23 protein-coding genes are annotated in these 24,519 nt (G+C 71.3%); 13 read left to right on the plus strand and 10 right to left on the minus strand.

The features are described from left to right. Positions 1 to 333 precede the first annotated feature (333 nt). Positions 334 to 1,215 (plus strand): pyrroloquinoline quinone biosynthesis protein PqqB, encoded by an 882-nt coding sequence (gene pqqB, locus ACWEBX_RS09210; protein ID WP_451884273.1) that lies wholly within the window; start codon positions 334 to 336, stop codon positions 1,213 to 1,215. Between the two features lie 27 nt (positions 1,216 to 1,242). Here pqqB and ACWEBX_RS09215 read toward each other — a convergent pair whose 3' ends face one another. From ACWEBX_RS09215 to ACWEBX_RS09225, 3 genes are all read right to left on the minus strand, one after another. After that, the gene (locus ACWEBX_RS09215) at positions 1,243 to 1,635 is read right to left on the minus strand and encodes a MarR family winged helix-turn-helix transcriptional regulator (protein WP_451884274.1); all 393 of its coding nucleotides are present in this window, start codon (positions 1,633 to 1,635) and stop codon (positions 1,243 to 1,245) included. 58 nt (positions 1,636 to 1,693) lie between these two features. Then, positions 1,694 to 2,044: a VOC family protein gene (locus tag ACWEBX_RS09220; RefSeq protein WP_451884275.1), complete on the minus strand. Its 351-nt coding sequence runs from the start codon at positions 2,042 to 2,044 to the stop codon at positions 1,694 to 1,696. Between the two features lie 166 nt (positions 2,045 to 2,210). Beyond that, complete coding sequence (locus ACWEBX_RS09225; protein ID WP_451884276.1) at positions 2,211 to 3,236, minus strand: LacI family DNA-binding transcriptional regulator; 1,026 nt, start codon at positions 3,234 to 3,236, stop codon at positions 2,211 to 2,213. Positions 3,237 to 3,390: 154 nt separating this feature from the next. On the opposite strand from ACWEBX_RS09225, the gene ACWEBX_RS09230 reads away from it, so the two are divergent. Next, positions 3,391 to 4,671: an RNA-guided endonuclease InsQ/TnpB family protein gene (locus tag ACWEBX_RS09230; RefSeq protein WP_451884277.1), complete on the plus strand. Its 1,281-nt coding sequence runs from the start codon at positions 3,391 to 3,393 to the stop codon at positions 4,669 to 4,671. On the opposite strand, the gene ACWEBX_RS09235 is transcribed toward ACWEBX_RS09230, so the two are convergent. From ACWEBX_RS09235 to ACWEBX_RS09245, 3 genes are read right to left on the minus strand one after another with little or no spacing between them, the layout of a single operon-like run. Continuing rightward, positions 4,619 to 5,521, minus strand: coding sequence for a carbohydrate ABC transporter permease (locus ACWEBX_RS09235; RefSeq protein WP_451884278.1), 903 nt, complete (start codon positions 5,519 to 5,521; stop codon positions 4,619 to 4,621). The two genes, ACWEBX_RS09230 and ACWEBX_RS09235, sit on opposite strands and share 53 nt — an antisense overlap. Next, the gene (locus tag ACWEBX_RS09240) at positions 5,518 to 6,441 is read right to left on the minus strand and encodes a carbohydrate ABC transporter permease (RefSeq protein WP_451884279.1); all 924 of its coding nucleotides are present in this window, start codon (positions 6,439 to 6,441) and stop codon (positions 5,518 to 5,520) included. Before ACWEBX_RS09240 ends, ACWEBX_RS09235 begins: the two co-directional genes overlap by 4 nt. Continuing rightward, positions 6,438 to 7,760, minus strand: a complete 1,323-nt coding sequence (locus ACWEBX_RS09245) for an ABC transporter substrate-binding protein (RefSeq protein WP_451884280.1) — start codon at positions 7,758 to 7,760, stop codon at positions 6,438 to 6,440. Before ACWEBX_RS09245 ends, ACWEBX_RS09240 begins: the two co-directional genes overlap by 4 nt. Before the next feature lie 311 nt (positions 7,761 to 8,071). Here ACWEBX_RS09245 and ACWEBX_RS09250 point away from each other — a divergent pair, with 311 nt between their 5' ends. The 11 genes from ACWEBX_RS09250 (at position 8,072) to ACWEBX_RS09300 (ending at position 20,084) form a co-directional block, all read left to right on the plus strand. After that, entirely contained in the window at positions 8,072 to 10,093 is a 2,022-nt protein-coding gene (locus tag ACWEBX_RS09250) for a beta-galactosidase (protein ID WP_451884281.1), read from the plus strand. 575 nt (positions 10,094 to 10,668) lie between these two features. Then, on the plus strand, positions 10,669 to 12,228 hold the full coding sequence (locus ACWEBX_RS09255) for a glycosyl hydrolase 53 family protein (protein ID WP_451884356.1): 1,560 nt from the start codon (positions 10,669 to 10,671) through the stop codon (positions 12,226 to 12,228). A 145-nt stretch (positions 12,229 to 12,373) separates the two neighbouring features. Continuing rightward, a complete protein-coding gene (locus tag ACWEBX_RS09260) occupies positions 12,374 to 12,661 on the plus strand; it encodes an ArsR/SmtB family transcription factor (RefSeq protein ID WP_451884282.1) in 288 nt (95 codons plus the stop codon). A gap of 4 nt (positions 12,662 to 12,665) precedes the next feature. Continuing rightward, positions 12,666 to 13,643, plus strand: coding sequence for an SMP-30/gluconolactonase/LRE family protein (locus tag ACWEBX_RS09265; protein WP_451884283.1), 978 nt, complete (start codon positions 12,666 to 12,668; stop codon positions 13,641 to 13,643). A gap of 222 nt (positions 13,644 to 13,865) precedes the next feature. Beyond that, a complete protein-coding gene (gene crcB, locus ACWEBX_RS09270; RefSeq protein WP_451884284.1) occupies positions 13,866 to 14,342 on the plus strand; it encodes a fluoride efflux transporter CrcB in 477 nt (158 codons plus the stop codon). Further along, the gene (locus tag ACWEBX_RS09275) at positions 14,339 to 14,740 is read left to right on the plus strand and encodes a DUF190 domain-containing protein (RefSeq protein ID WP_451884285.1); all 402 of its coding nucleotides are present in this window, start codon (positions 14,339 to 14,341) and stop codon (positions 14,738 to 14,740) included. The genes crcB (ACWEBX_RS09270) and ACWEBX_RS09275 overlap by 4 nt, the downstream gene beginning before the upstream one ends. Beyond that, on the plus strand, positions 14,737 to 15,111 hold the full coding sequence (crcB, locus tag ACWEBX_RS09280; protein ID WP_451884286.1) for a fluoride efflux transporter CrcB: 375 nt from the start codon (positions 14,737 to 14,739) through the stop codon (positions 15,109 to 15,111). Before ACWEBX_RS09275 ends, crcB (ACWEBX_RS09280) begins: the two co-directional genes overlap by 4 nt. An 83-nt stretch (positions 15,112 to 15,194) precedes the next feature. Continuing rightward, positions 15,195 to 16,031 carry an undecaprenyl-diphosphate phosphatase gene (locus ACWEBX_RS09285; protein ID WP_451884287.1) on the plus strand — a complete coding sequence of 279 codons (837 nt, stop codon included), beginning with the start codon at positions 15,195 to 15,197 and terminating at the stop codon, positions 16,029 to 16,031. A 221-nt stretch (positions 16,032 to 16,252) separates the two neighbouring features. Next, on the plus strand, positions 16,253 to 17,194 hold the full coding sequence (locus tag ACWEBX_RS09290) for a glutaminase (protein WP_451884288.1): 942 nt from the start codon (positions 16,253 to 16,255) through the stop codon (positions 17,192 to 17,194). 101 nt (positions 17,195 to 17,295) lie between these two features. Continuing rightward, positions 17,296 to 18,702: a polyprenol phosphomannose-dependent alpha 1,6 mannosyltransferase MptB gene (gene mptB, locus ACWEBX_RS09295; RefSeq protein ID WP_451884289.1), complete on the plus strand. Its 1,407-nt coding sequence runs from the start codon at positions 17,296 to 17,298 to the stop codon at positions 18,700 to 18,702. A gap of 80 nt (positions 18,703 to 18,782) precedes the next feature. Beyond that, complete coding sequence (locus ACWEBX_RS09300) at positions 18,783 to 20,084, plus strand: glycosyltransferase family 87 protein (RefSeq protein WP_451884290.1); 1,302 nt, start codon at positions 18,783 to 18,785, stop codon at positions 20,082 to 20,084. Here ACWEBX_RS09300 and ACWEBX_RS09305 read toward each other — a convergent pair. The 4 genes from ACWEBX_RS09305 to ACWEBX_RS09320 form a co-directional block, all read right to left on the minus strand. Next, positions 19,967 to 21,268: a D-alanyl-D-alanine carboxypeptidase family protein gene (locus ACWEBX_RS09305; protein WP_451884291.1), complete on the minus strand. Its 1,302-nt coding sequence runs from the start codon at positions 21,266 to 21,268 to the stop codon at positions 19,967 to 19,969. The two genes, ACWEBX_RS09300 and ACWEBX_RS09305, sit on opposite strands and share 118 nt — an antisense overlap. A 172-nt stretch (positions 21,269 to 21,440) precedes the next feature. Then, the gene (gene rho / locus ACWEBX_RS09310) at positions 21,441 to 22,694 is read right to left on the minus strand and encodes a transcription termination factor Rho (RefSeq protein WP_451884292.1); all 1,254 of its coding nucleotides are present in this window, start codon (positions 22,692 to 22,694) and stop codon (positions 21,441 to 21,443) included. Between the two features lie 351 nt (positions 22,695 to 23,045). Further along, positions 23,046 to 23,843, minus strand: a complete 798-nt coding sequence (locus ACWEBX_RS09315) for a carbon-nitrogen family hydrolase (RefSeq protein WP_451884293.1) — start codon at positions 23,841 to 23,843, stop codon at positions 23,046 to 23,048. A 159-nt stretch (positions 23,844 to 24,002) separates the two neighbouring features. Further along, the gene (locus tag ACWEBX_RS09320; RefSeq protein WP_451884294.1) at positions 24,003 to 24,452 is read right to left on the minus strand and encodes a MarR family winged helix-turn-helix transcriptional regulator; all 450 of its coding nucleotides are present in this window, start codon (positions 24,450 to 24,452) and stop codon (positions 24,003 to 24,005) included. Between the last annotated feature and the right edge of the window lie 67 nt (positions 24,453 to 24,519).

A 24,519-nucleotide genomic window follows, 5' to 3' on the forward strand; every position in this document is an offset into this window, starting at 1 on the left:
CTCCCGGCACGCTCCCCCAAGCTCTTCGAGCAGGGGGGACCCCCACTCGCCGCACCGGCCGAAAGCCCAAGTACATCCAGTACGAGGACTTCCGGTCGGCACACCGAGAGCACGCACCGGGCGCCGCTCCTTGACGGGCAAACGTTGCCTGCCGCGGCACTAGCGAGGCCCTCGGCCGCGCCACGCGGGCCCCGCCCACGCCACCGCCCCGGGATCCCGTGGGGGTGGGCCCGCGGGATAAGGATGTCCGGATCCGCTCCTCGGCGAGGAGTGGCCCGGACCGTCCGAAAGGGGAAGATCCATGGAAAGCCGCCGCGGAGGAGTGGGGTTCCCTTGAGAGTCGTCCTGCTGGGTACGGCCGCCGCCGGCGGCTTCCCTCGGTGGAACTGCGCCTGCGCGCAATGCTCGGCCGCCCGCGACGGAAAACTGCCGGCACGCACCCAGGAAGGCGTCGCCGTCAGCGGCAACTCCCGCGACTGGTGGCTGCTCAACGCCTCACCCGACATCCGTACGCAGCTCAACGCCACCCCCGCGCTCGCACCCGGCGCCGGGGGCACGCCCGTGCGCGGCGTCCTGCTGACGGACGCCGAGGCCGCTCACGCGACCGGGCTGACCGGGCTGCACGGCGCCCCGGGACTGAAGGTCTACGCCTCGCCTCCCGTCCTCGCCGCGCTCTCCCCGCTGCGCCCCCTCCTCGACCGCCCCGCCGCGTGGGCCTGGGCGGACAGCTTCACCGAGGGCGGATTCGTCCTGGCCGGAGGCCTGGTCGTCAGCGCCCACGCGCTCGGTTCCCGGCCCCCCGGCCACATCCCCGGGGCCGCCGACGACGACCGCTGGGTGACGGCGTACCGGATCGAGGACCTGGCCAGCGGGGGCGTGCTCGTCTACGCACCGTGCCTCGGCCGGTGGACGCCCGCCCTCGACGACGTGCTCGACGGGGCGACCTGCGTTCTGCTCGACGGCACCCTCTACACGGGCGGCGGGACGGACACCGCGGTACGGGCACCCCGCGGGCGGACGGCCGCCGCGTGGCACCTTCCGGTCTCCGGCGCGGACGGCAGCCTGGCGGCGCTGGCCCGGCACCCCGGTCCGCGCGTCGTCTACACCCACTTCGACAGCGCGAACCCGCTGCTCGACCCGGCCACGGACGCCTGCGCGTCGGTGACCGGGGCCGGCGCGGAGATCCTGCCGGACGGAGCGGAACTCGTGCTCTAGCTGTGCCCTCCCATGAGGGCGGACCGCTCAGCCCTGCAGCATGCGGGCGAGCGCGGACCGCTGCAGGGGGAGCACCTCGGCGTGCAGCTCGCGGCCCTTCCGGGTGAGCGCGACCCACACTCCGCGGCGGTCCTCCTGGCAGACGGTGCGTTCCACCAGGCCGTCCTTCTCCAGCCGGCCGATGAGCCGGGACAGCGCGCTCTGGCTCAGATGGACCCGGTCCGCGATGTTCTGCACCCGGCAATGCTCACCGGGCTCCGCGACCGTCTCCGTGACGAGGATGTCCAGGACCTCGAAGTCACTGGCTCCCAGGCCGTGCGGATGCAGCACGCGGTCGATCTCGCACATCGTGCGCGCGTGCACCGACAGGATGTCCCGCCACTGGTCCTCCAGGCGGGAACCGGACGTCTGCGTTGCCATAATTGAACGGTAACAGAGATCCGGCCACTAGTTGAGAATGCAATTAGTGTGCCTGCATTCAGTTGGTCGGGTCCTCGATGAGCCCGTACATGTTGCCCTCCGCGTCCTTCACCGACGCGACCTGCCTGCCGTTGCCGACGTCCTGGAGCTCCTGGAGCGTCTCGGCGCCCGCCTCGAGCAGGGCCGCCAGGGTCGCCTTGATGTCGTCGACGTGCCAGAAGGGGACCGGGCCGGTCAGGCCCTTGGCGTGACCGTTCGGGTCGAGTCCGACATCCTGGCCCGCGTCCTTGAACCCGACGTAGTAAGGCTCGTCCACATAGGGCTCCACCCCGAGCAGTCGGGTGAACAGGGCCTTGGCCTTCGCGATGTCCTTGACGGGGTAGATGATGGTCTTGACTCCGGCGGTCATCTCGACTCCTGTGCGGTGCGTGCGGCCGTGTCGGCCGGCTGTCGTGCCGTCGGCGTTCCGACGGCACTTTCACGCTAAGCCGGGGGAGCCGGGTACGGCTTCTCGAATCCTGACCGGTGCGCGGGGGACCCGCCGCCCCTTGCACCGGCGTTGCACGGCACGCCGCTCAGGTGGACTCGCGGCGCACCAGCTCCGTCGGCAGGATGACCGCCGCCGGATCCTCGCCGCCGATCTGGGCGAGCAGGACCCGGACCATCTCGGAGCTGATGCGGTCCCACGGCTGGCGGATGGTGGTCAGGGCCGGGGTGGCCGCCGTGGCGGCGGGGGAGTCGTCGAAGCCGCCGACCGCGACGTCCTCCGGAACCCGGCGGCCCGCCTTGCGCAGCGCGGCCAGCACGCCCTGGGCCATCAGGTCCGAGGCGACGAACACGGCGTCCATGTCCGGGGCGCGGTCGAGGAGCAGTTCGGCACCCGCCTCACCGCTGGCGCGGCTGTAGTCCCCGGAGGCGATGAGACGGTCGTCGGCCTCGACGCCCGCCTCGGCGAGCACTTCCCGGTATCCCGCGAGTCGCTCGACACCGCCAGGGGTGTCGAGCGGTCCCGTGACCATGCCGATCCGGCGGCGCCCGAGGGAGAGCAGGTGCGTGACCATGTCCCGGGCGCCGTCACGGTCGTCGGCGGCCACGTAACTCACCTTGGAGCCGAGCCCGATGGGCTTGCCGCACGCGACGAGCGGCACGCCCGCCTCGCGCAGTTCCTCGGCGACCGGATCGCCGGAGTGGCTGGAGACCAGCAGTACTCCGTCGACATGGCCGGCCGTGATGTAGCGCGTGATGCGCCGCCGCTCGTCCTGGGTGCCGGCGAGCATCAGCAGGAGGGGGACGTCGTGTGCGGCGAGTGCCTGGGTGCAGCCGCGCAGCAGGACGTTGAAGTTCGGGTCCTCGAAGAACCGCTCCTGGGGCTCGGTCAGCAGGAAGCCGACCGAGTCGGACCGCCCGGTGATCAGCGAACGGGCGTGCCGGTTCACGACGTAGCCCGTTCTGCGGATGGCGGCGTTGACCGCCTCCGCCGCCGTGGGGCTGACGTAGTGCCCGCCGTTGAGCACGCGCGAGACGGTGCCCCGCGAGACACCCGCCTCACGCGCGACGTCGTGGATAGTCGGCGGCTTGCGTCGGCCGCCCGTGTTGCTCATCGGATGCCTCCGGGAAAACCCCGGTTCAAGCCGGGGAGGAATCGGATTGCCTGCGGAGTGGGGCAGAGGGAGACGATTCGCCGCCGTTGGCGGACCGTCATCCATTACCTAAAGTCCGCAGGAGATCACAATCTGTTGTAGTAGTTTGTGAGGCGTGGTCAAAGAGGTGAAGCGGGCATTCAAATACCGCTTCTATCCGACGAATGCGCAGGCGGCGGAGCTGTCGCGCACTTTCGGATGCGTGCGCACGGTCTACAACCTGGCACTCGAAGAACGTACCGCTGCGTGGTACCGGCGCCGGGAGAGGGTCAACTACAACGCGACCTCGGCGATGCTCACCGCCTGGAAGAAGACCGAGGAGCTCGCCTATCTGTCCGAGGTGTCCTCGGTGCCGTTGCAGCAGTGTCTGCGGCATCTGCAGGCGGCATTCACGAGTTTCTTCGAGGGCCGGGCGAAGTACCCGCGGTTCAAGTCGCGGAAGAAATCCCGCCGCTCCGCCGAGTACACCAGCTCGGCGTTCCGCTACCGCGACGGCAGGCTCACGCTCGCCAAGATGAGCGAGCCGCTGGCCATCGTGTGGTCGAGGCCGATTCCTGAAGGCGCGCTGCCGTCGACGGTGACGGTGTCCCAGGATGCGGCCGGACGCTGGTTCGTGTCGCTGCTCTGCGACGACACGGTCACCCTCACTCCGGCCATCACGGCTGCTGTCGGGATCGACGCGGGGATCACATCGCTGGTGACGCTGTCCACCGGGGAGAAGGTCACCAATCCCCGGCACGAACGCCGTGACCGCGCCCGTCTCGCGAAGGCGCAGCGGGAACTGTCCCGCAAGACCAGGGGTGCCGCCAACCGGGAGAAGGCGCGCCGCAAGGTGGCCAAGGTCCACGCCCGGATCGCCGACCGGCGCCGCGATCACCTGCACAAGCTGACCACTCGTCTCGTCCGTGAGAACCAAACGGTGGTGATCGAGGACCTGAGCGTCCGCAACATGGTCAAGAACCACGGGCTCGCCCGAGCGATCTCGGACGCTGCCTGGCGTGAGCTGCGGGAGATGCTGGAGTACAAGTGCGCCTGGTACGGGCGCGCACTCGTCGTGATCGACCGCTGGTTCCCCTCCAGCAAGCTGTGCGGGAACTGCGGCGCGATCAGGGCGAGGCTGCCGCTGAACGTCCGGGAGTGGACGTGCGAGTGCGGCACGGTGCACGACCGCGACGTGAACGCGGCGAAGAACGTTCTGGCGGCCGGGCTGGCCGTGTCTGCCTGTGGAGACGGTGTAGGACCTCAACGGGAGTCCTCCCGGACGGGGCGGTCGTCGGCGAAGCAGGAACCCCAGCGGGTGACCGCTGGAATCCCCCGCCTTTGGACGGGGGAGGAAGCCAAGGTCATGACTTTACGGCTCCGGACAGCAGGTCGAGGCTCCAGAAGCGCTGGATGACCAGGAACAGCGCGACCAGCGGGACGATCGCGAGCAGGGCGCCGGTGATGACCAGGGTGTACAGGGCCGGCGTGTTGGAGCCCTGTTCCAGGAGCGTGAACAGACCGAGGGTGATCGGGAACTTCTCGTCGTCGCTGAGCATGATGTAGGGGAGCAGGAAGTTGTTCCACACGGCGACGAACTGGAACAGGAACACCGTCACCAGACCGGGCACCATCATCGGCAGCGCGACCCGGGTGAAGATCCGCCACTCGCCGGCGCCGTCCATCCGGCCGGCCTCGACCACGTCGTCGGGGACGGCCGCGGCGGCGTAGATGCGGGCGAGGTAGACGCCGTACGGGGACAGGACGAGCGGCAGCAGCACCGAGGCGTACGAATCCGTCAGGTCCGCCTTGGCGAGGAGCAGGTACTGCGGGATCGCGAGGATCACCGGAGGCATCAGCACGCCCGCCATGAGCACGCTGAAGATGGTCTCGCGGCCCCGGAAGCGGTAGACCGCCAGGGCGTAGCCGCTGACTGCCGAGACGCCCGTCGACAGCAGGGCGCCGAGACCCGCGTAGAGCGCGGAGTTGCCCATCCACTTCCAGTAGATGCCGTCGCGGTAGGCGCTGAGGTCCTTGATGTTCTGGGTGAACCCGGTGCCGGGCAGGAAGGTGAAGGTCGAGAACAGTTCGCGGCCCGACTTGGTGGCCGCGATCACCACCCAGGCGACGGGCAGCAGACAGTAGAGCGCGCCGAGCAGCAGTGTGAGCGTCGGCACCAGGGCGATCCGGCCGGGTGGGGGACCCTGGGCGGTGCCGGGGGTCGTGCCCGCGGCCGGCGCGGCCTTGCGGAGGGCGAGAGAACTCATCGTGCCTCCTCCTGCTTGGTACGGGAGTTCGCGGCGCGCAGGAAGCCGAAGGACAGGACCAGCGTGACCGCGGCGATGATCACTGCCTCGGCCGCGGCGGCGTATATGTCACCGGTGTTGAACGCGTCCCGGTAGACCTTCATGAGCGGACTCCAGGTCGTGGAGACGGAGTTGGTGAGGGGTTTGAGGGTGGTCGGCTCGCTGAAGACCTGGAGGGTGGCGATGATCGAGAAGAAGAAGGTGAGCACCAGGGAGGGCGCCACCATCGGGATCTTGATCCGCAGTGCGGTCTGCAACGGGGTGACGCCGTCCAGCCTCGCCGCCTCGAGCACCTCGGCCGGGATGGCCTGGAGCGAGGTGTAGATGACGATCATGTTGAAGCCGGTGCCGCCCCAGACCGCGACGTTCGACAGCGCGATGTACAGCGGGCCGCCGTCCAGCAGGTCGGGCTGGGGCAGGCCCAGCCTGTCGAGGACGAAGTAGAAGGGGCTGACGTCCGGGAGGTACAGGAAGCCCCACAGCAGTGCGGCCACGACGCCGGGGATGGCGTACGGCAGGAAGATCGCGAGCCGGGTGAAGGGGGCCAGGCGCACCTTCTCCGCGTCGAGCATGAGCGCGAAGAGCAGCGCGAGGCCGAGCATCACCGGCACCACGATGGCGCCGTAACCGGCCACGCGCAGCGCGCCGTCGACGAGTTCGCTGTCGGTCAGCGCGTCGGTGTAGTTCCTGATGCCCGCCCAGACTTCCTTGCGGGCTCCGGCGCCCAGGCCGAGGCCCTTGACCTGGACCTTGTGCAGGCTGAGCCAGATCGCGTAGCCGATGGGCAGCGCGAAGAAGAGGACGAAGAGGATCGTCGCGGGGAGGAGGAAGGCGTACGGGGCCCCCTTGACCCCGTACGGCTTCCGGCGTGCGATGGTCACTGAGCGACCCCGAAGCCCTGCTTCTTCAGGTCGGCGACGGTCGCGTCCTGCATGGTCTTCAGCGCGGCACCGAAGTCCGACTTGTTCTTGGCGGCGGCGCCGAAGGCGTCGTTGAAGGACGTGTAGGCGACGTTCACGTTCGGGCCCCAGGCGGACGGCGCGGTGGTCTTCGCGATCTCCGAGGCCTTGGTGTAGAAGTCCGGCTGGTTGGAGAAGAAGGCCGGCGGCTGGGCGAACGCGTCACTGGTCTGCGCGCTCGTGGACGCCGGGTAGATGCCACTCTCCTTGGCCAGCGCGGCCACCGCCTGCGGGTCCGTGTTCAGCCAGGCGGCGAACTTCGCGGCGGCCGCCTTGTGCGGGGAGTCGGTGGTGACGGCCGTCGAGGAGCCGCCCCAACTGCCGGTGACGTTCTCGCCCGCCGACCACTGCGGCAGCGGGGCCATCGCCCACTTGCCCTTGGTCTGCGGGGCCGCCGTGGTCAGGGTGCCGGGCGCCCACACCGCGCTGACCCAGGCGATCTCCTTGCCGGTGTTCAGCGCCTTGTTCCAGGCCGGCTGGTACATCGGCTGGTTGTCGATCGCGCCCTCCTTGACGAGACCGCCCCAGAAGTCGGCGACCTTCCGGGTGGCCGCGTCGTCGATCCCGACCTGCCACTTGTCGCCGGAGGCGGTCCACCACTTGGCGCCCGCCTGCTGCGCCAGACCCGCGAAGAGGCCGGAGTCGTTGGCGGAGAAGGTGGTCAGGGCCTTGTCCGGCGCCTTCTTCTTCAGCGCGCGGGCGGTCTCGGCGAACTGCTCCCAGGTGGTGGGGACCGTCAGGCCGTACTTCTTGAACAGGTCGGCGCGGTAGTAGAACATCATCGGGCCGATGTCCTGGGGGATCGCGTAGACGGCGTCCGTCCCCAGCGTCGTCTGCTGCCAGACGCCGTCGGCGAACTTGCTCTTCGCCTCCTTCGACTCGGCGGCTATGTCGGCGAGCGCGTCATTGCTGACCAGCGTCGGAAGGGCCTGGTACTCGGCCTGGACCAGGTCCGGTGCCTTCTTCGCCTTGTGCGCGGTGAGGATCTTGGTGATGAGCGAGTCGCCCGAGGCCTGCTTCTTCACCTCGACGGTGATCTGCTGCTTCTTGCCCGGCCCCTTGTTCCAGAGGTCGACGACCTTGTCCATGCCCGGCGCCCAGGTCCAGAACGTCAGTGTCGCGGGTCCGGACTGGGATGCGCTCTTGTCGTCGTCGGACGAGCCGCAGGCGACGAGCGAGGTGGCGCCGAGGACGACGGCGATGGTGCTGGCCACGAGGCGGCTGTGCTTCGTGTTGGGCATGGAACGTTCTCCCCTGACCTGGGCCTCCGCCTGTTGCGGAAGGCCTGCCCTGTTCTTGTGCGGTTCGCTTTCCGGGGTGCGCCGGCCGGCACCGGGACCACGAGCGTGCGCGGGGCTCTTCGAGCCTTCGCGCGCTCGTCCGCCGACACCTGAGCACCCCTTGGGCTCACTTGCCGTGCTTCTGTGAGCGTTCACAGTAGAGAAACATCCCGGACACTTGTCAATGGTTGTTGCTGTGCGGTTATGTTGGGCTCACGCCGCTGGCGTTGTGTGTGCACGTTCCCAAATGATCGATTACATGGGAGAGATCCATGCCGGAGACCAACCCCAAGGGCCTCACCGGGCTCGCCTTCGGTGGGGACTACAACCCCGAGCAGTGGCCGGAAAGCGTCTGGCCCGAGGACGTCCGGCTGATGCGGGAGGCGGGCGTCACGATGGTGAGCGTCGGGATCTTCTCCTGGGCCCTTCTCGAACCGGCCCGGGGCACCTACGAGTTCGGGTGGCTCGACCGCGTGCTCGACCTTCTCCACGAGAACGGCATACGCGCGGACCTGGGCACCCCGACCGTCGCACCGCCCGCCTGGTTCTACCGCGAACACCCGGAAGCGCTGCCCGTGGCCGCCGACGGCACCCGCTACGCCTTCGGTTCACGCGGCGCCATCTGCCACAGCAACACCCACTACCGCGCCGCCGCCGCCGCCATCACCACCCGGCTCGCGACCCGGTACGCCGACCACCCCGCCCTCGCCCTGTGGCACGTCCACAACGAGTACGGCGTCCCCGTGTCCGCCTGCTACTGCGACTCCTGCGCGGCACACTTCCGCCGGTGGCTGACCGGCACCTACGGGACGGTCGAGGAACTCGACGAGGCCTGGGGGACCAGCTTCTGGGGCCAGCGGTACACCGCGTTCGACCAGGTCGACCCGCCGCGCGTGACCCCGACCGTCGGCAATCCGGCACAGGCGCTGGACTACAAGCGGTTCGCCGACGCGACCATGCGGGAGAACTTCGTGGCCGAACGGGACATCCTCCACCGGCTCGCGCCCGGCATCCCTGTCACCACCAACTTCATGACGGCCCTCAGCCAGTGCGACTCGGTGGACTACTGGGCATGGGGCCGCGAGGTCGACCTGGTCACCAACGACCACTATCTGATGACCGACGGGCGCCGCACCCACGTGAACCTCGCGATGGCCGCCGACCTCACCCGCTCCGTCGCGGGCGGCGCCCCCTGGCTGCTCCTCGAACACTCCACCTCGGGCGTCAACTGGCAGCCCCGCAACCCCGCCAAGGCACCCGGCCAGATGGCCCGCAACTCCCTCTCCCACGTGGCCCGCGGCTCCGAGGGCGCCCTGTTCTTCCAGTGGCGGCAGTCCCGCAGCGGCGCGGAGAAGTTCCACTCCTCGATGCTGCCGCACGCCGGCACCGACTCGCGGGTGTGGCGCGAGGTCGTCGAACTCGGCGCGGCCATCGACTCGTTGGCCGTCGTCAAGGACACCCGCACGGTCGCCGACGTGGCCGTGCTGTGGGACTGGCAGTCCTGGTGGGCGCAGAGCCTGCAGTGGCGTCCGAGCGAGGACCACGACGCCCGTGAGCGCGCCGACGCCTTCTACGAGGCCCTCTACGACCGTCACCTCACCGTCGACTTCGCCCACCCGGAAGCCGACTTGTCGGCCTATCCCCTTGTCGTCGTGCCCGCCCTCTATCTGATGACCGAGGCGGCGGGGAACAACCTCAGGGAGTACGTCGAGCGCGGCGGTACCCTCCTCGTCTCCTACTTCTCCGGCATCGTCGACGAGCACGACGCCGTCCACGAAGGCCCCCACCCCGGCGCGCTGCGGGACGTACTCGGCCTGACCGTCGAGGAGTTCTCCCCGCTGCTCCAGGGGGAACTCGTCCGGATCACCGGGCCCGACGGCTCCGAACTGACCGGCGACGTGTGGACCGAGTTCGTGGTGCCGCGCGGTGCCGAGACCGTGTGGACGTACGCGAGCGGGCTCACCGCCGGACATCCGGCGGTCACCCGGCACCGGAGCGGCGCGGGCTCGGCCTGGTACGTGTCCACGCGCCTCGGGGCCGAGGGGCTCGCCGCCCTGATCGGCTGGGTGGCGGACGACGCGCGCATCGCCCCGCGCGCCGACCTGCCCCGCGATGTCGAAGTGGTGCGCCGCAGCGGCGAGTCGGGCACCTATGTCTTCGCCGTCAACCACACCGCGTCCGACGCCAAGGTGCCGCTGGACGCGCACGGCACCGAGCTCCTGACCGGCGAACGCGCCGCGGGACGGCTGGCGGTCCCGGCGGGCGCGGTGCGGGTCGTACGCCTCGACGCGTGACAGGCCGTGGGCCGTACGGGGGTGAGCGCCGGTGCGGTCCGGCCGGCCGGACGCCGGGTGGAGTGTGGGCTGGGCTTTCCCGGGCTCGGGATCAACCGGACTCCGCTGCATGGGAGGCGCCCGGCCCGGTTCAACTGGGGTCCACCGCACGGGAGGTGCTGAACCGATCCAACCAGTCACTGAGGTACGGGGTTTGGCCGGCCCCGGACCATCCGACCGGCCGCCCGCCCGGGCAGCCCTGAGCATCTGATCGGCCGCCCGTCGGGCGGCACCGGCCCCCGACGGCCGACCCCGATGCGCCGTCCCGTCTCGGATCAGGCCACCTCGCCCGATCCACGCAACGCGCAGCGCACCTTCCGGAGACCCCCACCGGCCGGGCCGCACGGCCCGCCGTCCGCTCCAACCGCCGCCCGGGTCATGGGACTCGGCGGCCATCCGCCCCCCTCCGCCCGTGTGAGCCAGGAAGCCGCGGGCGGAGGGGTTCGCCCCCGGATCCATCCCGGATCACCCCGGATCCACCCCGGATCCACCGGGGGCACCTTCTCCCCACCACGTCGAAGGGACGACGGACGATGATGTTCCATCCCAGACGCACCCTCAGGGCCCTGCTGCTGCCACTCGCGGCCGGGCTCGCCCTCGCCGCACTGCCCGCGCAGACCGCGCACGCGGCGAGCACCCTGACCAATGCCGGGTTCGAGACCGACGGGACCGGCGTCGCCGTGCCCGCCGGCTGGTCGGAGTCCGGCTCCACCGGCGCCTCCTACGTCGAGGCCGGCGGCCACGGCGGAAGCTACCGCCTCAGCCATTACTCCGCCTCGGCCTACAAGGTGGAGACCTACCAGACCCTCACCGGGCTCACCAACGGCAGCTACAAGCTCACCGCGTGGGTGCGCTCCGGCGGCGGACAGAACTCCGCCTACCTCGCTCTGAAGAACTGCGGCGGCACCGAACAGCGCACCGACCTGCCGGTCTCCACCAGCGGGTGGATCCACCTGGTCGTGCCCGTCTCGGTGACGGGCAACCAGTGCACGATCAGCGTCTATTCCGACGCCAACGCCGGGAACTGGATCAACGTCGACGATCTGACGTTCACCTCCGGCACCACCGGACTGTCCGTCAAGGGCTCCGACATCTCCTCCCTCGCCAAGAGCGAAGCCTACGGCGGGGTCTACAAGACCGGTTCCGGCACCACCGGCGACGCGCTCGCCATCCTCAAGTCCGCCGGGATGAACTACGCGCGCCTCAAGGTCTGGGTGAATCCGGCCGACGGCTACAACAACAAGGCGCGTGTCCTGGCGATGGCCAAGCGCATCAAGGCGCAGGGCATGAAACTCCTGGTCGACTTCCACTACTCCGACACCTGGGCCGACCCCGGCACCCAGACCAAGCCGGCCGCCTGGGCCGGACACTCGTACAGTCAGCTCAAGACGGACGTCTACAACCACACGTACGACGTCCTGAACGCCCTGAAGGCGCAGGGCACCACGGCCGACATGGTGCAGATCGGCAACGAGATCAACGGCGGCATGCTCTGGTCCGAGGGCTCCACGGACAACTTCGCGCAGCTCGCCGGACTCCTCAACTCCGGCTACGACGCGGCGAAGGCGGTCAGCTCATCCACCGTCGTTGCCCTGCACCTCGCCAAGGGCGGCGATCTCACCGGCACCCGCTGGTGGTTCGACACCGCGCTCGCCAACGGCGTGAAGTTCGACGCCATCGGCCTGTCCTACTACGGCTACTGGCACGGCTCGCTCTACGACTTCCAGACCACCCTGGACGACGCGGCCGCCCGCTACGGCAAGCCGGTGTTCCTCGCCGAGACGGCCTACCCCTTCCGTCTGGACAGCGACGACGCGCTCGTCAACCAGATCGACACGACGGCCGAACTGGTCTCCGGCTACGCGGCCACGACCACCGGGCAGTCCAACTGGCTTCGTGACGTCATGAACATCGTGGAGGCCGTGCCGAACGGCCGGGGCCTCGGCGTCTTCTACTGGGAGGCCACCTGGACGGCCGTGACCGGCAACGGCTGGGACCCGGCCGATCCCTCCTCCGGCAACGGCTGGGAGAACCAGGCCCTGTTCGGCTTCGACGACAAGGCGCTTCCGGCCATGTCCCTGTTCGGTCACCGCTGAGCTGAAAGGGGTCCGGCCGCCGGTGCGGCCGGGCCCCGTGCGCCGTGTGAGGCGTTCGGCTCCGGCCAGGCTCTCGGGAAGACCGTGCGTGCCGCCGTCGGCTGCGGGACAGTTACGGGAGACCGTCACGACGGAGGGGGACGCGATGCTGAGGGGAGCCGGCAACGGCCAAAGACTGGACATCCTGGAGTGGTTGCGCACCCCCGCGGCGCACTTCCCGCCGCAGCGCGGTGCCGACCTCGTCGAGGACGGTGTCAGCCCCGAGGCTCTCGCCGTCAAACTCGGAGTGAGCCGGGCCGTGGCGCGTACCCACCTCGACCTCCTCACCGGAGTCGGCCTCCTGCGCGCCAAGAAGCGGGGGCGGCGGACCTACTACCGACGCGACGAGTACCGTATCGCCGAGGTGAGCCACTACTTCGAGAAGGGCTGGTAGGCGCGTGGGAGACGGGTCCGGCACGACGGCCACAGCTCTTTCGCCGAGGCGCGCGGTGCCGCTCGGCGGCCGCGGCCCCGAGGACGTGGTGGCCGACTCCCGGGGCGGGGTGCTGACCGGTCTGGAAGACGGCCGCATCGTACGCGTCGAAGGCCTCGGCGACCCCGACCGCACCACGGTCCGGGTCGTCGCCGAGACGGGCGGCAGGCCGCTCGGCCTCGAACTCCTGCCGGACAACGCCCTGTTGGTGTGCGATGCCGAACGCGGACTGCTACGGGTCGGCCTCGGGGACGGAGTGGTCCGCGTCCTCGCCGACCGGGTCGCCGGTGTTCCGCTGCGCTTCTGCAGCAATGTGGTCGCCCTCTCGGACGGCACCGTGTACTTCACCGTCTCCAGCCGGAGTTACCCCCTCAAGCAGTGGATCGGCGATCTCGTCGAACACACCGGATCCGGCTGTCTCCTCCGCCTCGCGCCGGGCGAGACGGAACCCGAAGTGCTGCTGGAGGGACTGCAGTTCGCCAACGGCCTCGCCGCCTCCGCCGACGAGTCGTTCCTCGTCCTGGCGGAGACCGGCAGGTTCCGCCTCGTCCGCTACTGGCTCACCGGACCGCGAGCGGGCCATTCCGAGACCTTCGCCGACGACCTCCCCGGCCAGCCGGACAACCTCTGGCGCGCCCCGGACGGCCCGATCTGGGTGGCTCTGGCGGGCCCCCGCGTCGGCGCCCTGGAACTCCTGCACCGCCGGGGCCCGGCCGTCCGGCGCGCGGCGGCCCGGATCGCGGTGCGGGCGCCCTTCAGACCGCCGGGCACCACCGGAGTCCTCGCGGTCGGCGACGACGGCACCGTCGTGCACCACCTGGAGAGCCGCCGCGCCCGGTTCCGGATGGTGACCAGCGCCTGTGAGTCCGACGGCCGGCTGATCCTCGGCAGCATCTGGGAGCGGGGCCTCGCCGTCTGCGATCTTCCGGGCGCCACCGACTGAGCCGCCGGGTCGTCCGGAGGGGCCGCCGTGCGCGGTGCGCGGGGCGGACCGGGTGTGCGCGGCCCGCGCGCCCGGCGTTACCCTGGTCACCAGCCGCGATCTTGCAGCGCGGCACGGCGGTGGGGCCCGCCGTACCCGAACCGCGGCGCGGATGCCGCCAACGGTCCCTGCTTGCGATGCCGTGTGCCCGCACCGGCCCGGCGAGTAGGAGCACCGGAGAGCATGACCGTCCCGCACCCCGAGCACGTCGGCGAGTCCGGCGCCCCCGTACGCCCGCCCGCGCGTCCGCCGTCCCCCTGGCACGGCCAGGGTCCGGTCGTCGCGGCGGTCTCCCTGGGCGGCAGCATGGGCGCCGCGGCCCGCTACGGCGCGGGCTTGCTGTGGCCCACGCCGGACGGCACCTTCCCCTGGACCACGTTCACGATCAACGTCGTGGGCTGCGCCGTCATCGGCGTGCTCATGGTGCTGGTCACCGACGTACGGTCGGTGCACCGCCTCGCGCGCCCCTTCTTCGGCACCGGAGTCCTGGGCGGCTTCACCACCTTCTCTACTTACGCCGTCGACATCCGCGAGCTGGTCGGCACCGGTCACCCGGGCACCGGGCTCGGCTATCTCGCCGCGACCCTGTGCGCGGCGCTGGCGGCGGTGTGGCTCGGCACCACGGCGACCCGCCGTGCCCTCACATGGAGGCGGCGATGACAAGGCTGACCGGCGACGCCCTGAGACTGACGGTGCTCATCGGCGAGAACGACACCTGGCACCACAAGCCGCTCTACGCGGAGATCGTGCACCGCGCCCACGCGGCGGGCCTCGCGGGCGCCAGCGTCTTCAAGGGCATCGAGGGTTTCGGCGCCTCCTCCCTCATCCACACCTCGCGGCTGCTCTCGCTGAGCGAGGACCTGCCGGTGGCCGTGGTCGTCGTGGACACCGAGGAGCGGGTCCGGGCGTTCCTGCCGCAGCTCGACGAGCTCGTCACCGAGGGTCTGGTGCTCCTCGACCCCTGCGAGGTCATCCGGTACGTGGGCCGCGGCGGCTCACCCGGTGACCCCTCCGGCGCGACCGGCGGCGAGTCCGGGGAAGGCGGGACCCCGCGGTGAACTGGCTGCTGGTGATCATCGGCGCCGCGGCCGGCGCACCTCTGCGGTACCTGACCGACCGGGCGGTACAGCTCAGGCACGATACGGTCTTCCCCTGGGGCACCCTCGTCGTGAACGTGGCGGGGTGCCTGATCCTCGGGCTGCTGACCGGTGCCGCCTCGGCGGGGCAGGTGTCGGAGCACCTGCGACTGCTGATCGGGACCGGGCTGTGCGGGGCGCTGACCACGTACTCGACGTTCTCCTACGAGACCCTGCGGCTGAGCGAGACGGGTGCGGCGTTCTACGCTGCCGCCAACGTGATCGTGAGCGTGACGGCGGGCCTGGGCGCGGCGTTCGCCGGGGTCTCGTTTGCCCAAGCTTTGTGGACGTAGGTGACGGGCGCCCGCTGCTATAGGTAACACTGTCTCCTGCATCGTCTACAGCACTGTCGACCAACTCCTCAGAACTGGATCCCATGAGCGTCATCAACGTCGGTCAGGCCGTCGTCCTCGGAGTCGTCGAGGGGGTGACCGAATTCCTCCCCGTCTCCTCGACCGGTCACCTCAAGATCACCGAGGGACTGATGAACATCCCCGTCGACGACGACGCCGTCGTCGGTTTCTCCGCGGTCATCCAGGTCGGCGCGATCGCCGCCGTGCTCGTGTACTTCTTCAAGGACATTGTGCGGATCGTCTCCGCCTGGGGACGCGGCCTGCGCGACAAGAACGAGCGCCACAGCCACGATTACAAGTTCGCCTGGTGGGTCATCTACGCGACGATCCCGATCGTGGCCGTGGGCCTCGCGGCCAAGCCGCTCATCGAGGGTCCGCTGGCCTCCCTGTGGGTGGTCGCGGGCTCGTTGATCGCGGGCAGTGCCGTGATGTGGGCGGCCGACCAGATGGGCCGTCACAAGCGCGGTGAGGACGACGTGTCGTTCAAGGACGCGATGCTGGTCGGCAGCTCCCAGATCCTCGCCCTGCTCTTCCCCGGCTTCTCGCGCTCGGGCGCCACCATGTCGACGGGCCTCATCCTCGACCTGGACCGCGTCGCCGCCACCCGGCTCTCCTTCTTCCTCGGCATCCCGGCCCTGACGGGTGCGGGCCTGTACGAGCTGAAGGACGCCCTGGGCACCGGCGTGGGCGCCGCTCCGCTGATCGTCGGCACCGTCGTGTCGTTCGTGGTCGCCTACGCCTCGATCGCCTGGCTGCTGAAGTTCGTCGCCAAGCACTCCTTCAACGCCTTCGTGATCTACCGCATCGTCATCGGCGTGCTGCTCTTCGGGCTGCTCGGCACGGGCGTCATCGACAGCTGACACCGCTCCGGGCGACGGTGCGAACCGGCCCCGGGCACGAACGGTCCGCCCACAGGGGGCGCGAAGCCGGATTCCGGCTCCGCGCCCCCTGTGCCGTTCCCGCGCACCCCGCGCACCCCGTTCGATCAGGAGGCAGGGAGACGGGAGACAGGGGAGGGAGACAGGGGGAGGGAAGCAGGGCCGCCGGGCCGCGGGACAGAGCGGGCGGCACAATGGCGATCATGCCCGGGAAATCGCCGAACCCGTCCTCCCACACCTTCCAGCCGATCCTGGAGCGCATCGCCACCGAGATCGCGCAGACACCGGGACGCGGTCGGCCCGCCGACTACATCCCGGCGCTGGCCGCCTGCGATCCGCGCCGCTTCGGCATGGCCGTCGCGGAGCTCGACGGCACGGTGTACGGCGTGGGGGACTGGCAGGAGCCGTTCTCCGCCCAGTCCATCACCAAGGTCTTCACCCTCGCCCTCGACCTGGCCCGCGAGGGCGACGCCCTGTGGGAGCACGTCGGGCGGGAGCCCTCCGGCAACCCGTTCAACTCCCTGGTCCAGCTCGAGTACGAGAACGGCATCCCGCGCAACCCGTTCATCAACGCCGGAGCCCTCGTCGTCACCGACCGGCTCCAGACCCGTACCGGGGACGCGGCCGGCGTCCTGCTGGAGTTCCTGCGCGCCGAGAGCGGCAACGAGCGGCTCGACTTCGACCGGGACATCGCCGCCTCCGAGACCGCGAACGGCGACCGCAACGCGGCACTCGGCCACTTCATGGCGTCGTACGGCAACATCGACAACCCGGTGCCGGTCCTGCTCGACCAGTACTTCCTGCAGTGCTCGATCGCCGCGTCCTGCGCCGATCTCGCCCTCGCCACCGGATTCCTGGCCCGGCACGGCATCCGGGCCGACGGCGGGCGGCTGCTCCCCCGGAGCCAGGCCAAGCAGGTCAACGCGATCATGCTGACCTGCGGGACCTACGACGCCGCGGGCGACTTCGCCTACCGGGTCGGGCTCCCGGGGAAGAGCGGGGTGGGCGGCGGCATCATCGCCGTGGTGCCCGGCCGGTGCACCCTGTGCGTCTGGAGCCCGGGTCTCGACGAACGCGGGAACTCGGTGGCCGGCGTGGCGGCCCTGGACCGGTTCACGACCCTCACCGGCCTGTCGGTGTTCTGAAAACCGTCCCACCACGGGGAGGTCACGCTCCGGACCCCGTCCGGAGAGCGCCGCGTCGCCTTCCGGCCACTCGGCGTTGACACGCTTGCGGAGTGTTGGCCATGGCTTTCCCCGTCGATCTCCGCCGCTGCCAGGCTCTGGGCCTGGCCGGTACCGCCGTTCTCGCGCTGGGCGGCGAGACCGCCGGGGCCCTGCCCGCGCGGGACCTCCTCGCCCCCGGGTCGGGGAGGGCCGTACTCGGCCTCGTCGGGGTGTACTTCGGTGTCGTTCTGCTGATAGCCGCGTGGGCGCTGCTGGGCACCGTCGTACGCGGGCCGGAACCGCCGGCTCCGCGTGCCCTGCTGCTCGTTCTGGCCACCTGGGCGGCGCCGCTGCTGCTCGCGCCACCGCTTTTCAGCCGGGACGTCTACAGCTATCTCGCGCAGGGCGCCATGGTCGACGCCCACATCGACGTCTACGCGTACGGCCCCGCGCGACTCGGCGGGCCGCTCGCCGACGAGGTCGCGCCGGTGTGGCAGAGCACGACGACGCCGTACGGCCCGGTCTTCCTCGCCGTCGCCCGCGGACTCTCCGCGCTGACCCGAGGGGAGATACCGGCCGGGCTCTTCGGTATGCGCGTGGTCGCCCTGCTCGGTGTCGCCCTGATGGCGGCGGCCCTGCCCCGCCTAGCCCGGCACAGCGGCGCCGATCCGGCCGCCGCGCTGTGGCTGGGCGCGCTGAACCCCCTGGTCCTGCTGCACCTGGTGGCGGGCGCCCACAACGACGCCATCATGCTCGGGCTGCTCGGCGTCGGCCTGGTGGCCGCGCGCGGCCGATGGCCTGTCGCGGGCATCGTCCTCGTCACCCTCGCGGCCCTCGTCAAGGCGCCCGCCGCGCTCGGCCTGGTGGCGGTGATCGCGCTGCGCGGGAGCGGGCAGGGGGGCCGGGGCATCGCGCGGGCCACGGCGACCACGGTCGTGGTCGCCGTGGCGACGACCGTCGCCGCGACGACGGTGGCCGGTACGGGCTACGGCTGGATAGCCGCCCTCAAGACCCCCGTCTCGCCGCACAACTGGTCACCCACCAGCGTCCTCGGACGTGCCACCGGCGCCCTGCTCCAGAAGCTCGGCAGTGGTCTCGCGCCGTTCGCGATGCCCGCCTGGCACCTCGTCGGACTCGTGGCGACCGTGGGGCTGCTGCTGTTCATCTGGCTGCGGCTGCGCCCGCACCCGGTCTACGCGCTCGGCCTGAGCCTGGCCGCGGTCGCGGTGTTCGGTCCCGCGATCCGGCCCTGGTACGCGCTGTGGGGCCTGTTCCTCATCGCGGCCGCGGCGCCCACCGGTTCGGTGCGCGGGCGCGTCGCGGCCGCCAGCGCGGTGCTCGCGCTCGCGGTGCTGCCGAGCGGTTCGCCGGCGGACGCCGGACAGGTGATCCTCGCCGTATCCGGCGGGCTGCTCGCGCTCGTCGTGCTCTGGCAGGCCCACCAGGCGGCACAGCCGCAGGCACCCGGACTGGAGCGGACGGCATGACGGACGGCACGGATCACGGAACGGACCCGGGCGGGGCGAGACGCAGGAGGGAGACGAGCGGGGCGATCGGGACGAGGGCCGTGAGCGCGCGGAGCACGACGACGGAGACGACGGGAGCACGGACACCGTTCGGCGGGCGGGGTTCCGCCGGTGCGACGGCGCTGCTGAGCACCGACCGCCGGCGCTTGCTCCTCGTCCTCGGACTGGCCGTCGTCGTCGGCGTGTTCACGGCGACCGTGCCGCTGCTGCGCGACTGGTTCGACCTGCGCGTCTATTACGGCGCGGTCGACACCTGGGTTCACCACGGCGGCAGCATCTACGACTACCGGGTGCCGGGAACGACCTACGGATTCACCTACCCGCCGTTCGCGGCCGTCGGCATGCTGCCGATGGCGCTGGTCGGGCTCGGCACGGCGATCGCCCTTACCCTGCTCCTCAACCTCGCCGCCCTGACCCTGGTCGTGGGCATCCTGGCCGGGCGCGAACTGCGCCGCTACGGCTGGTTCGGCTGCGCTCTGGCGGCGTGTGTGCTGGCGTTGCTCGAACCGGTCCGCGACACCTTCAGCTTCGGCCAGGTCAACCTGGTGCTGCTCGCGCTCGTCCTGAGCGACGCCTGGCTGCTGTCGGGCGGGCGGGGCCGCTGGGCCGGCGTCGGTATCGGTCTCGCCGCGGCGATCAAGCTCACTCCCGCGCTGTTCATCGCGCTGCTGCTGCTCGGCCGCCGCTGGCGGGCCGCCGGTGTCGCCACGGCCGTCGCCGCGGCGGCCACCGCGCTGGCGGCCTGGGCGGCGCCGGACGCCTCGCGGTTCTACTGGACCGACGCGCTGTGGGACACGACCCGCATCGGGCGCCTGGACTATGTCTCCAACCAGTCGCTGCAGGGGGTGCTGGCGCGGCTCGTGGCACCGCAGGAGCCGAGCAGGGCCCTGTGGGCGACGCTGGCCCTGCTGGTCCTGTGCGTGTGGGTGTGGCGGACCTCGCGCGCCCTCCTCGACGAGGACTGGATCACCGCCTTCGCCCTGACCGGGCTGGCCGCGTGTCTCGTCAGCCCGATCACCTGGGTGCACCACCTCGTCTGGTTGCTGCCGTCCTTCGCCGTGCTGCTGCGCAGGCGCCGGCTGCGGGTCGCGGCGGCCCTGTACGCGGTGCTGTGCAGCAGTGTGGTGTGGCTGTGGTTCGACGACGCGTCCGGCCTCGACGGCTTCCTCGGCAGCAACACCTATACGTGGATCACGCTCGGGCTGCTGCTGTGGCTGCCGGTGGGTCAGCCGCGTCCGGACCGGGCCGCCTTGAGCCGCAGGCCCAGTGCGACGCCCGCCGCGCCCAGTACGGCGGCGCCGGCGATCTCGGCCGCGCCGGACCAGTCGAGCCCCTCGTCCTGAGAGGCCGCGGCGGCGGTCGGCCGTGCGCTGGTGACGGGCCGTGCGCTGTGTACCGGCGGAGCGGCGGCCGCGGGTCCGGCGGCGCTGCCGGGTCCGGCGGCGCGACCCGGTCGCGGGGCGGACTGGGCGGGGGCGGAGGGTCCGGCCGGGGGGACGGCGGGCGCTTCGGGCAGCGTCCCCACGGGATCGACCTCGCCGGCCGCCGCGAAGCCCCAGTCGAGCAGCGAGCGCGCCTCCTCGTACACGGTCAGCCCGCCGCCCTGAGGGTTCATCACCGTCACGATCAGGGTGCGCTTACCGTGCTTGGCGGCGGCGACCAGGGTGTTGCCCGCGTTGGTGGTGTAGCCGTTCTTGACACCGATCAGCCCCGGGTACCGCTCCACCCCGTTCGCGCCGGTGAGCAGCCGATTGGTGTTCTGGATCCCGTACGAGGAGCCGGCCTGGCCGGGGAACATCGCCTCAGAGGTGGAGCAGTACCGGGCGAAGTCGGGGTTGCGCAGTCCGTCCCGTCCGAACACGGCGAGGTCGTACGCCGACGAGACCTGCCCGGGTGTGTCATACCCGTCGGGCGAGACGACGCGGGTGTCGTCCGCGCCGAGGGAACGGGCCTTGGCCTGCATCTGGGCCGCGGTGCTCGTCCAGCCGCCGTTCATCGAGGCGAGCACGTGCACGGCGTCGTTGCCGGAGTTGAGGAAGACACCGCGCCACAGGTCCGCGACGCGGTACGTGATTCCCTCGGCCACGCCGACCATGCTGCTGCCCGCGCCGATGCCCTCCAGTTCCCGCTCCTTGACGGTGTGCAGGGTGCTGCCGGGCAGCGTCGGGAGGACGGTGAGGGCGAACAGGGTCTTCAGGGTGCTCGCGGGCGGCAGTCTGCGGTGGGCGTTGTGCGCGGCGAGGATGTCGCCGGTCCGGGCGTCGGCCACCAGCCAGGACAGTGCGGAGACGTCCTCGGGGACATCGGGTGCGCCGGGCCGGGGCCGTACCTGTGTCCCCGGCTGATCGAGCGACGAACGGGGCGGCGTGGCGGGCCGGGGCGCCCCGGGGACCGCGTCGGCGAGTGCGGTGGCCGGGCTCTGCGCAGCGGCCAGCAGACCGGCCGCGCAGACGGCGGAGCAGGCCAGGGCGGCACGCGTGACCGCGGAGCGAGAGGCGACAGTCCGGAATGAGAATCCGATGGTCATACCGCAAACGTAGGAACGGACGCGGGACACGCCGGGGTGGCCGGGCCGAGTGGCGTCATCGAGCACCCGGATGCCGCAGGGGCGGGCGTCGGGGCAGGCGCTACGGCGGCGGGGTTGGGCGGCTGTGGAACGGGGGGGCAGGATGACGGGCGGGCTGAACGCGGGGCGAGGGTCAGGACGGCAGGGTCGGCTGGATGCGGCGCAGGAAGGTGGCGTTGTCGGGGGTGGCGCGCAGTCGCTCCAGGAGCGTCTCCAGACCCGACTGGCCGTCACGCGTCAGCAGGGCCCGGCGCAGCCCCCGTACGGAGGTCGACTCGGCCGCCGACAGCAGGAGTTCCTCGCGGCGGGTGCCGGAGCCGGTGATGTCGGCCGCGGGGAAGACCCGTCGGGCGGCCAGGGTCTTGTCCAGCCGGAGCTCCATGTTGCCGGTGCTCTTGAGCTCCTCGAAGAAGTGGTCGTCGGCGCGGGAGCCGGTCTCCACCAGGGCGGTGGCGAGGATGGTGAGCGAGCCGCCCTCCTCGGCGAGGCGCGCCGCGCCGAAGAGCCGCTTGGGGCCCTGGAGGGCGGCGGCGTCCACTCCGCCGCTGAGGGTGCGCCCGCCGGCGGCGGCCGCGTTGTTGTGCGCCCGGCACAGCCGGGTGAGCGAGTCGAGCAGGATCACGACGTCCTGGCCCGCTTCGACGAGCCGCTTGGCCCGTTCGACGACGAGTTCGGCGAGCGCGATGTGCTGCTTGGGCGTCCGGTCGAAGGTGGAGGCGTAGACCTCGCCGCGTACCGAGCGCCGCATGTCGGTGACTTCCTCGGGACGTTCGTCGAGCAGCACCACCATCAGGTGGCACTCGGGGTGGTTGCCGGCCACGGCGGCGGCGATCTGCTGGAGCAGGACCGTCTTGCCGGTCTTCGGCGGGGCGACGATCAGGCCGCGCTGGCCCTTGCCGACCGGCGAGACCAGGTCCATGACGCGTCCGCTCAGGCCGCTCGCCGGATGCTCCAGCCGGAGCCGGTCACGCGGGTGCAGCGGGGTGAGATCGCCGAAGTGCGGGCGGCGGCGCGGCTCTTCGGGGCCGCGGCCGTTGATCCGCTCGACCTCGGTGAGGGTCCGGGGCCCGCCGCGCACACCCTCCACGGCGTCGCCCTTGCGCAGGCCGTGACGGCGGATCAGCGCGGGGGAGACCTGGAGGTCGTCGGGTGAGGGCAGGAGGTTCGCGGAGCGCAGGTGCCCCTTCCCGTTGCCGTCGATGTCGAGGACACCGGCGGCGGTGCGGGCCTGGGGTCGCTCCTGTACTGGGGGGTGTTCGAGTGTGGTGGTCATGGGATGTCCTCTCGGGGACGGGATCGCACGGGCATGCGTGAGGAAGGGGGGAGGAGGCCGCGATGAGAGGGCGCGGGGCGCGCCTCGGTGCGGCGGGAACATCACCTCGGACACGACGGGAGGAGTCCCCGGCGGTGTGCGGGAGGTGGTGCGGAGAAGCCGGTCCGCCCGTCGGAATCGACGGTGTGGCGGCGGGAGAAAGGAACTGGCACCGGCGCCTGAACGAGGAGGCGTACACGAGTGCTGTCCGCACACTAGCACGGGTTGGGGTGGCGGGGGTGTGATCCGCGTCTCAGTGGATCGAGAGTTCGGCGTACGGAGCCTGGTCGCGCGACCAGGCCGACGGGCGCCCACGCCGCGCCACCCCGGCCCGGCCGGCCGGTTCTCGGTTGCCTCGACCGGCGCGGCCGTGCGCCGGATCCATCGCCTCCGAGGCGCCTCGGTCCGCTGGGCCCGCGGCCGGATTCACCGCCGCCCGGGAGCCTGGATGGCGAGCACGCGGTCGCGCAGGACGGGGAGTTCGGAGCGCATCAGTGCGACCTGGGCCATGTCGAGGTCCACCGTCAGGGTCTCCTCCGCGGTACGGGCCTCGCCCAGGACGGTTCCCCACGGGTCGACGACCACGCTGTGCCCGCCCTGCCGCATACCGCCGTGCGAGCCCGTCGCGCAGCACGCCAGGAGGAAGACCTGCTCCTCCAAGGCCCTTGTCCGCGTGAGGAGTTGCCAGTGCGTGAGCCGGGCCGCGGGCCACGCGGCGGGTATCACGATCAGCTCCGCGCCCGCGTCGAGCAGGCCCCGGAAGAGTTCGGGGAAGCGCAGGTCGTAGCAGATGGCGAGGCCGATCACGCCGAAGTCGGTGGGCACGGTGACGATGGCGTCGCCCCCGCCCATCAGGGTCGCCTCGCCGGTGTCGAACCCGTACCGGTGGATCTTGCGGTAGCGCCCCCGCAGCTCGCCGGTACGGTCGAAGACCAGCGCGGTGTTGTACAGCGTTCCGTCCGTGTCCCGTTCGACGAGGGATCCGGCGTGCAGCCAGACCCCGGCCTCGCGTGCGGCGGCGGACATGGCCTCCGCGGTGGGGCCGTCCACTCCCTCGGCGTCGTGCCCCCAGCGGTCGTACGCCCACGCGCCGGCCGCCCACAGCTCCGGCAGGACCACCAGATCGTCGCCGGCCCGGGCCCGGACCAGCGAGGCCGCCCGGTGACGGCGCTCGTCCGCGGAGTCCGCTTCGTCCACGGAAAGCTGTATCAGCGAGGCGCGCATGCCTGTCACCTCCGGGACCGCGTTCCGCGCGATCCAAGGAAACGTGTCCCTACGAGCGTAAGGAGGCGGGTGCGCTTTCCGCTTCCCGTGGCGGGGTGCCTCCGGGCCGGTGCGTCGGTTCCGGCCGGCACCCTCCGGGCCGGGGAGACCCCGGCCGGGTCAGCGCAGGCGCCCGAGAACGTCGGGCGACAGCCGTTCGGCGAGCCGTTCCAGGAGGGCGACCGTCTCGGCGATCTCCGCGTCGTCCTCGGTGCCGAGGGCGGCGCCCAGCGCGGCGTCGACCGGGGTCGCCGCGACCTCGGCCCGGCGGCCGGTGACCTCGGGGTCGCGCCGGATCAGGGAGCGGCGGCGGTCGGCGGGGTCGGTCACGGTGAGGACCGAGCCCGCCTCCTTGAGGCGTGCCACGCACGCCGACACGGCGCTCTGCGGCAGGCCCGTGCGGACGGCGACCTCGCCGACCGTGGTGTCGGGGTTGGCGTACACGTCCAGCATCACGATCAGCATGGACCGGGTGCTCGTGGACCGTCGGCCGACGCCCTCGGCGGGGATGGCCTCCTCGCCGATCTTCATCAGGGTCCGGCCCAGCAGGAAGAGTTCCGCTCCGTTCATGGCTCCAGATCGTATCAAGCAAGATGCATCGGAAATAATGCATCTCTCTTGATGCATCAAAAATGAT

Source organism: Streptomyces sp. NPDC005070 (assembly GCF_053600395.1).

Excerpts from the sequence above, each read along its gene's own strand:
- ACWEBX_RS09215 (WP_451884274.1), bottom strand. The coding sequence starts at position 1,635 with ATGGCAACGCAGACGTCCGGTTCCCGCCTGGAGGACCAGTGGCGGGAC.
- ACWEBX_RS09315 (WP_451884293.1), bottom strand. The coding sequence starts at position 23,843 with ATGCGCGCCTCGCTGATACAGCTTTCCGTGGACGAAGCGGACTCCGCG.
- ACWEBX_RS09275 (WP_451884285.1), top strand. The coding sequence starts at position 14,339 with ATGACAAGGCTGACCGGCGACGCCCTGAGACTGACGGTGCTCATCGGC.
- ACWEBX_RS09320 (WP_451884294.1), bottom strand. The coding sequence starts at position 24,452 with ATGAACGGAGCGGAACTCTTCCTGCTGGGCCGGACCCTGATGAAGATC.
- ACWEBX_RS09245 (WP_451884280.1), bottom strand. The coding sequence starts at position 7,760 with ATGCCCAACACGAAGCACAGCCGCCTCGTGGCCAGCACCATCGCCGTC.
- ACWEBX_RS09290 (WP_451884288.1), top strand. The coding sequence starts at position 16,253 with ATGCCCGGGAAATCGCCGAACCCGTCCTCCCACACCTTCCAGCCGATC.
- ACWEBX_RS09235 (WP_451884278.1), bottom strand. The coding sequence starts at position 5,521 with ATGAGTTCTCTCGCCCTCCGCAAGGCCGCGCCGGCCGCGGGCACGACC.
- ACWEBX_RS09260 (WP_451884282.1), top strand. The coding sequence starts at position 12,374 with ATGCTGAGGGGAGCCGGCAACGGCCAAAGACTGGACATCCTGGAGTGG.
- ACWEBX_RS09255 (WP_451884356.1), top strand. The coding sequence starts at position 10,669 with ATGTTCCATCCCAGACGCACCCTCAGGGCCCTGCTGCTGCCACTCGCG.
- ACWEBX_RS09225 (WP_451884276.1), bottom strand. The coding sequence starts at position 3,236 with ATGAGCAACACGGGCGGCCGACGCAAGCCGCCGACTATCCACGACGTC.
- ACWEBX_RS09220 (WP_451884275.1), bottom strand. The coding sequence starts at position 2,044 with ATGACCGCCGGAGTCAAGACCATCATCTACCCCGTCAAGGACATCGCG.
- crcB (WP_451884284.1), top strand. The coding sequence starts at position 13,866 with ATGACCGTCCCGCACCCCGAGCACGTCGGCGAGTCCGGCGCCCCCGTA.
- ACWEBX_RS09285 (WP_451884287.1), top strand. The coding sequence starts at position 15,195 with ATGAGCGTCATCAACGTCGGTCAGGCCGTCGTCCTCGGAGTCGTCGAG.
- ACWEBX_RS09305 (WP_451884291.1), bottom strand. The coding sequence starts at position 21,268 with ATGACCATCGGATTCTCATTCCGGACTGTCGCCTCTCGCTCCGCGGTC.
- ACWEBX_RS09250 (WP_451884281.1), top strand. The coding sequence starts at position 8,072 with ATGCCGGAGACCAACCCCAAGGGCCTCACCGGGCTCGCCTTCGGTGGG.
- mptB (WP_451884289.1), top strand. The coding sequence starts at position 17,296 with ATGGCTTTCCCCGTCGATCTCCGCCGCTGCCAGGCTCTGGGCCTGGCC.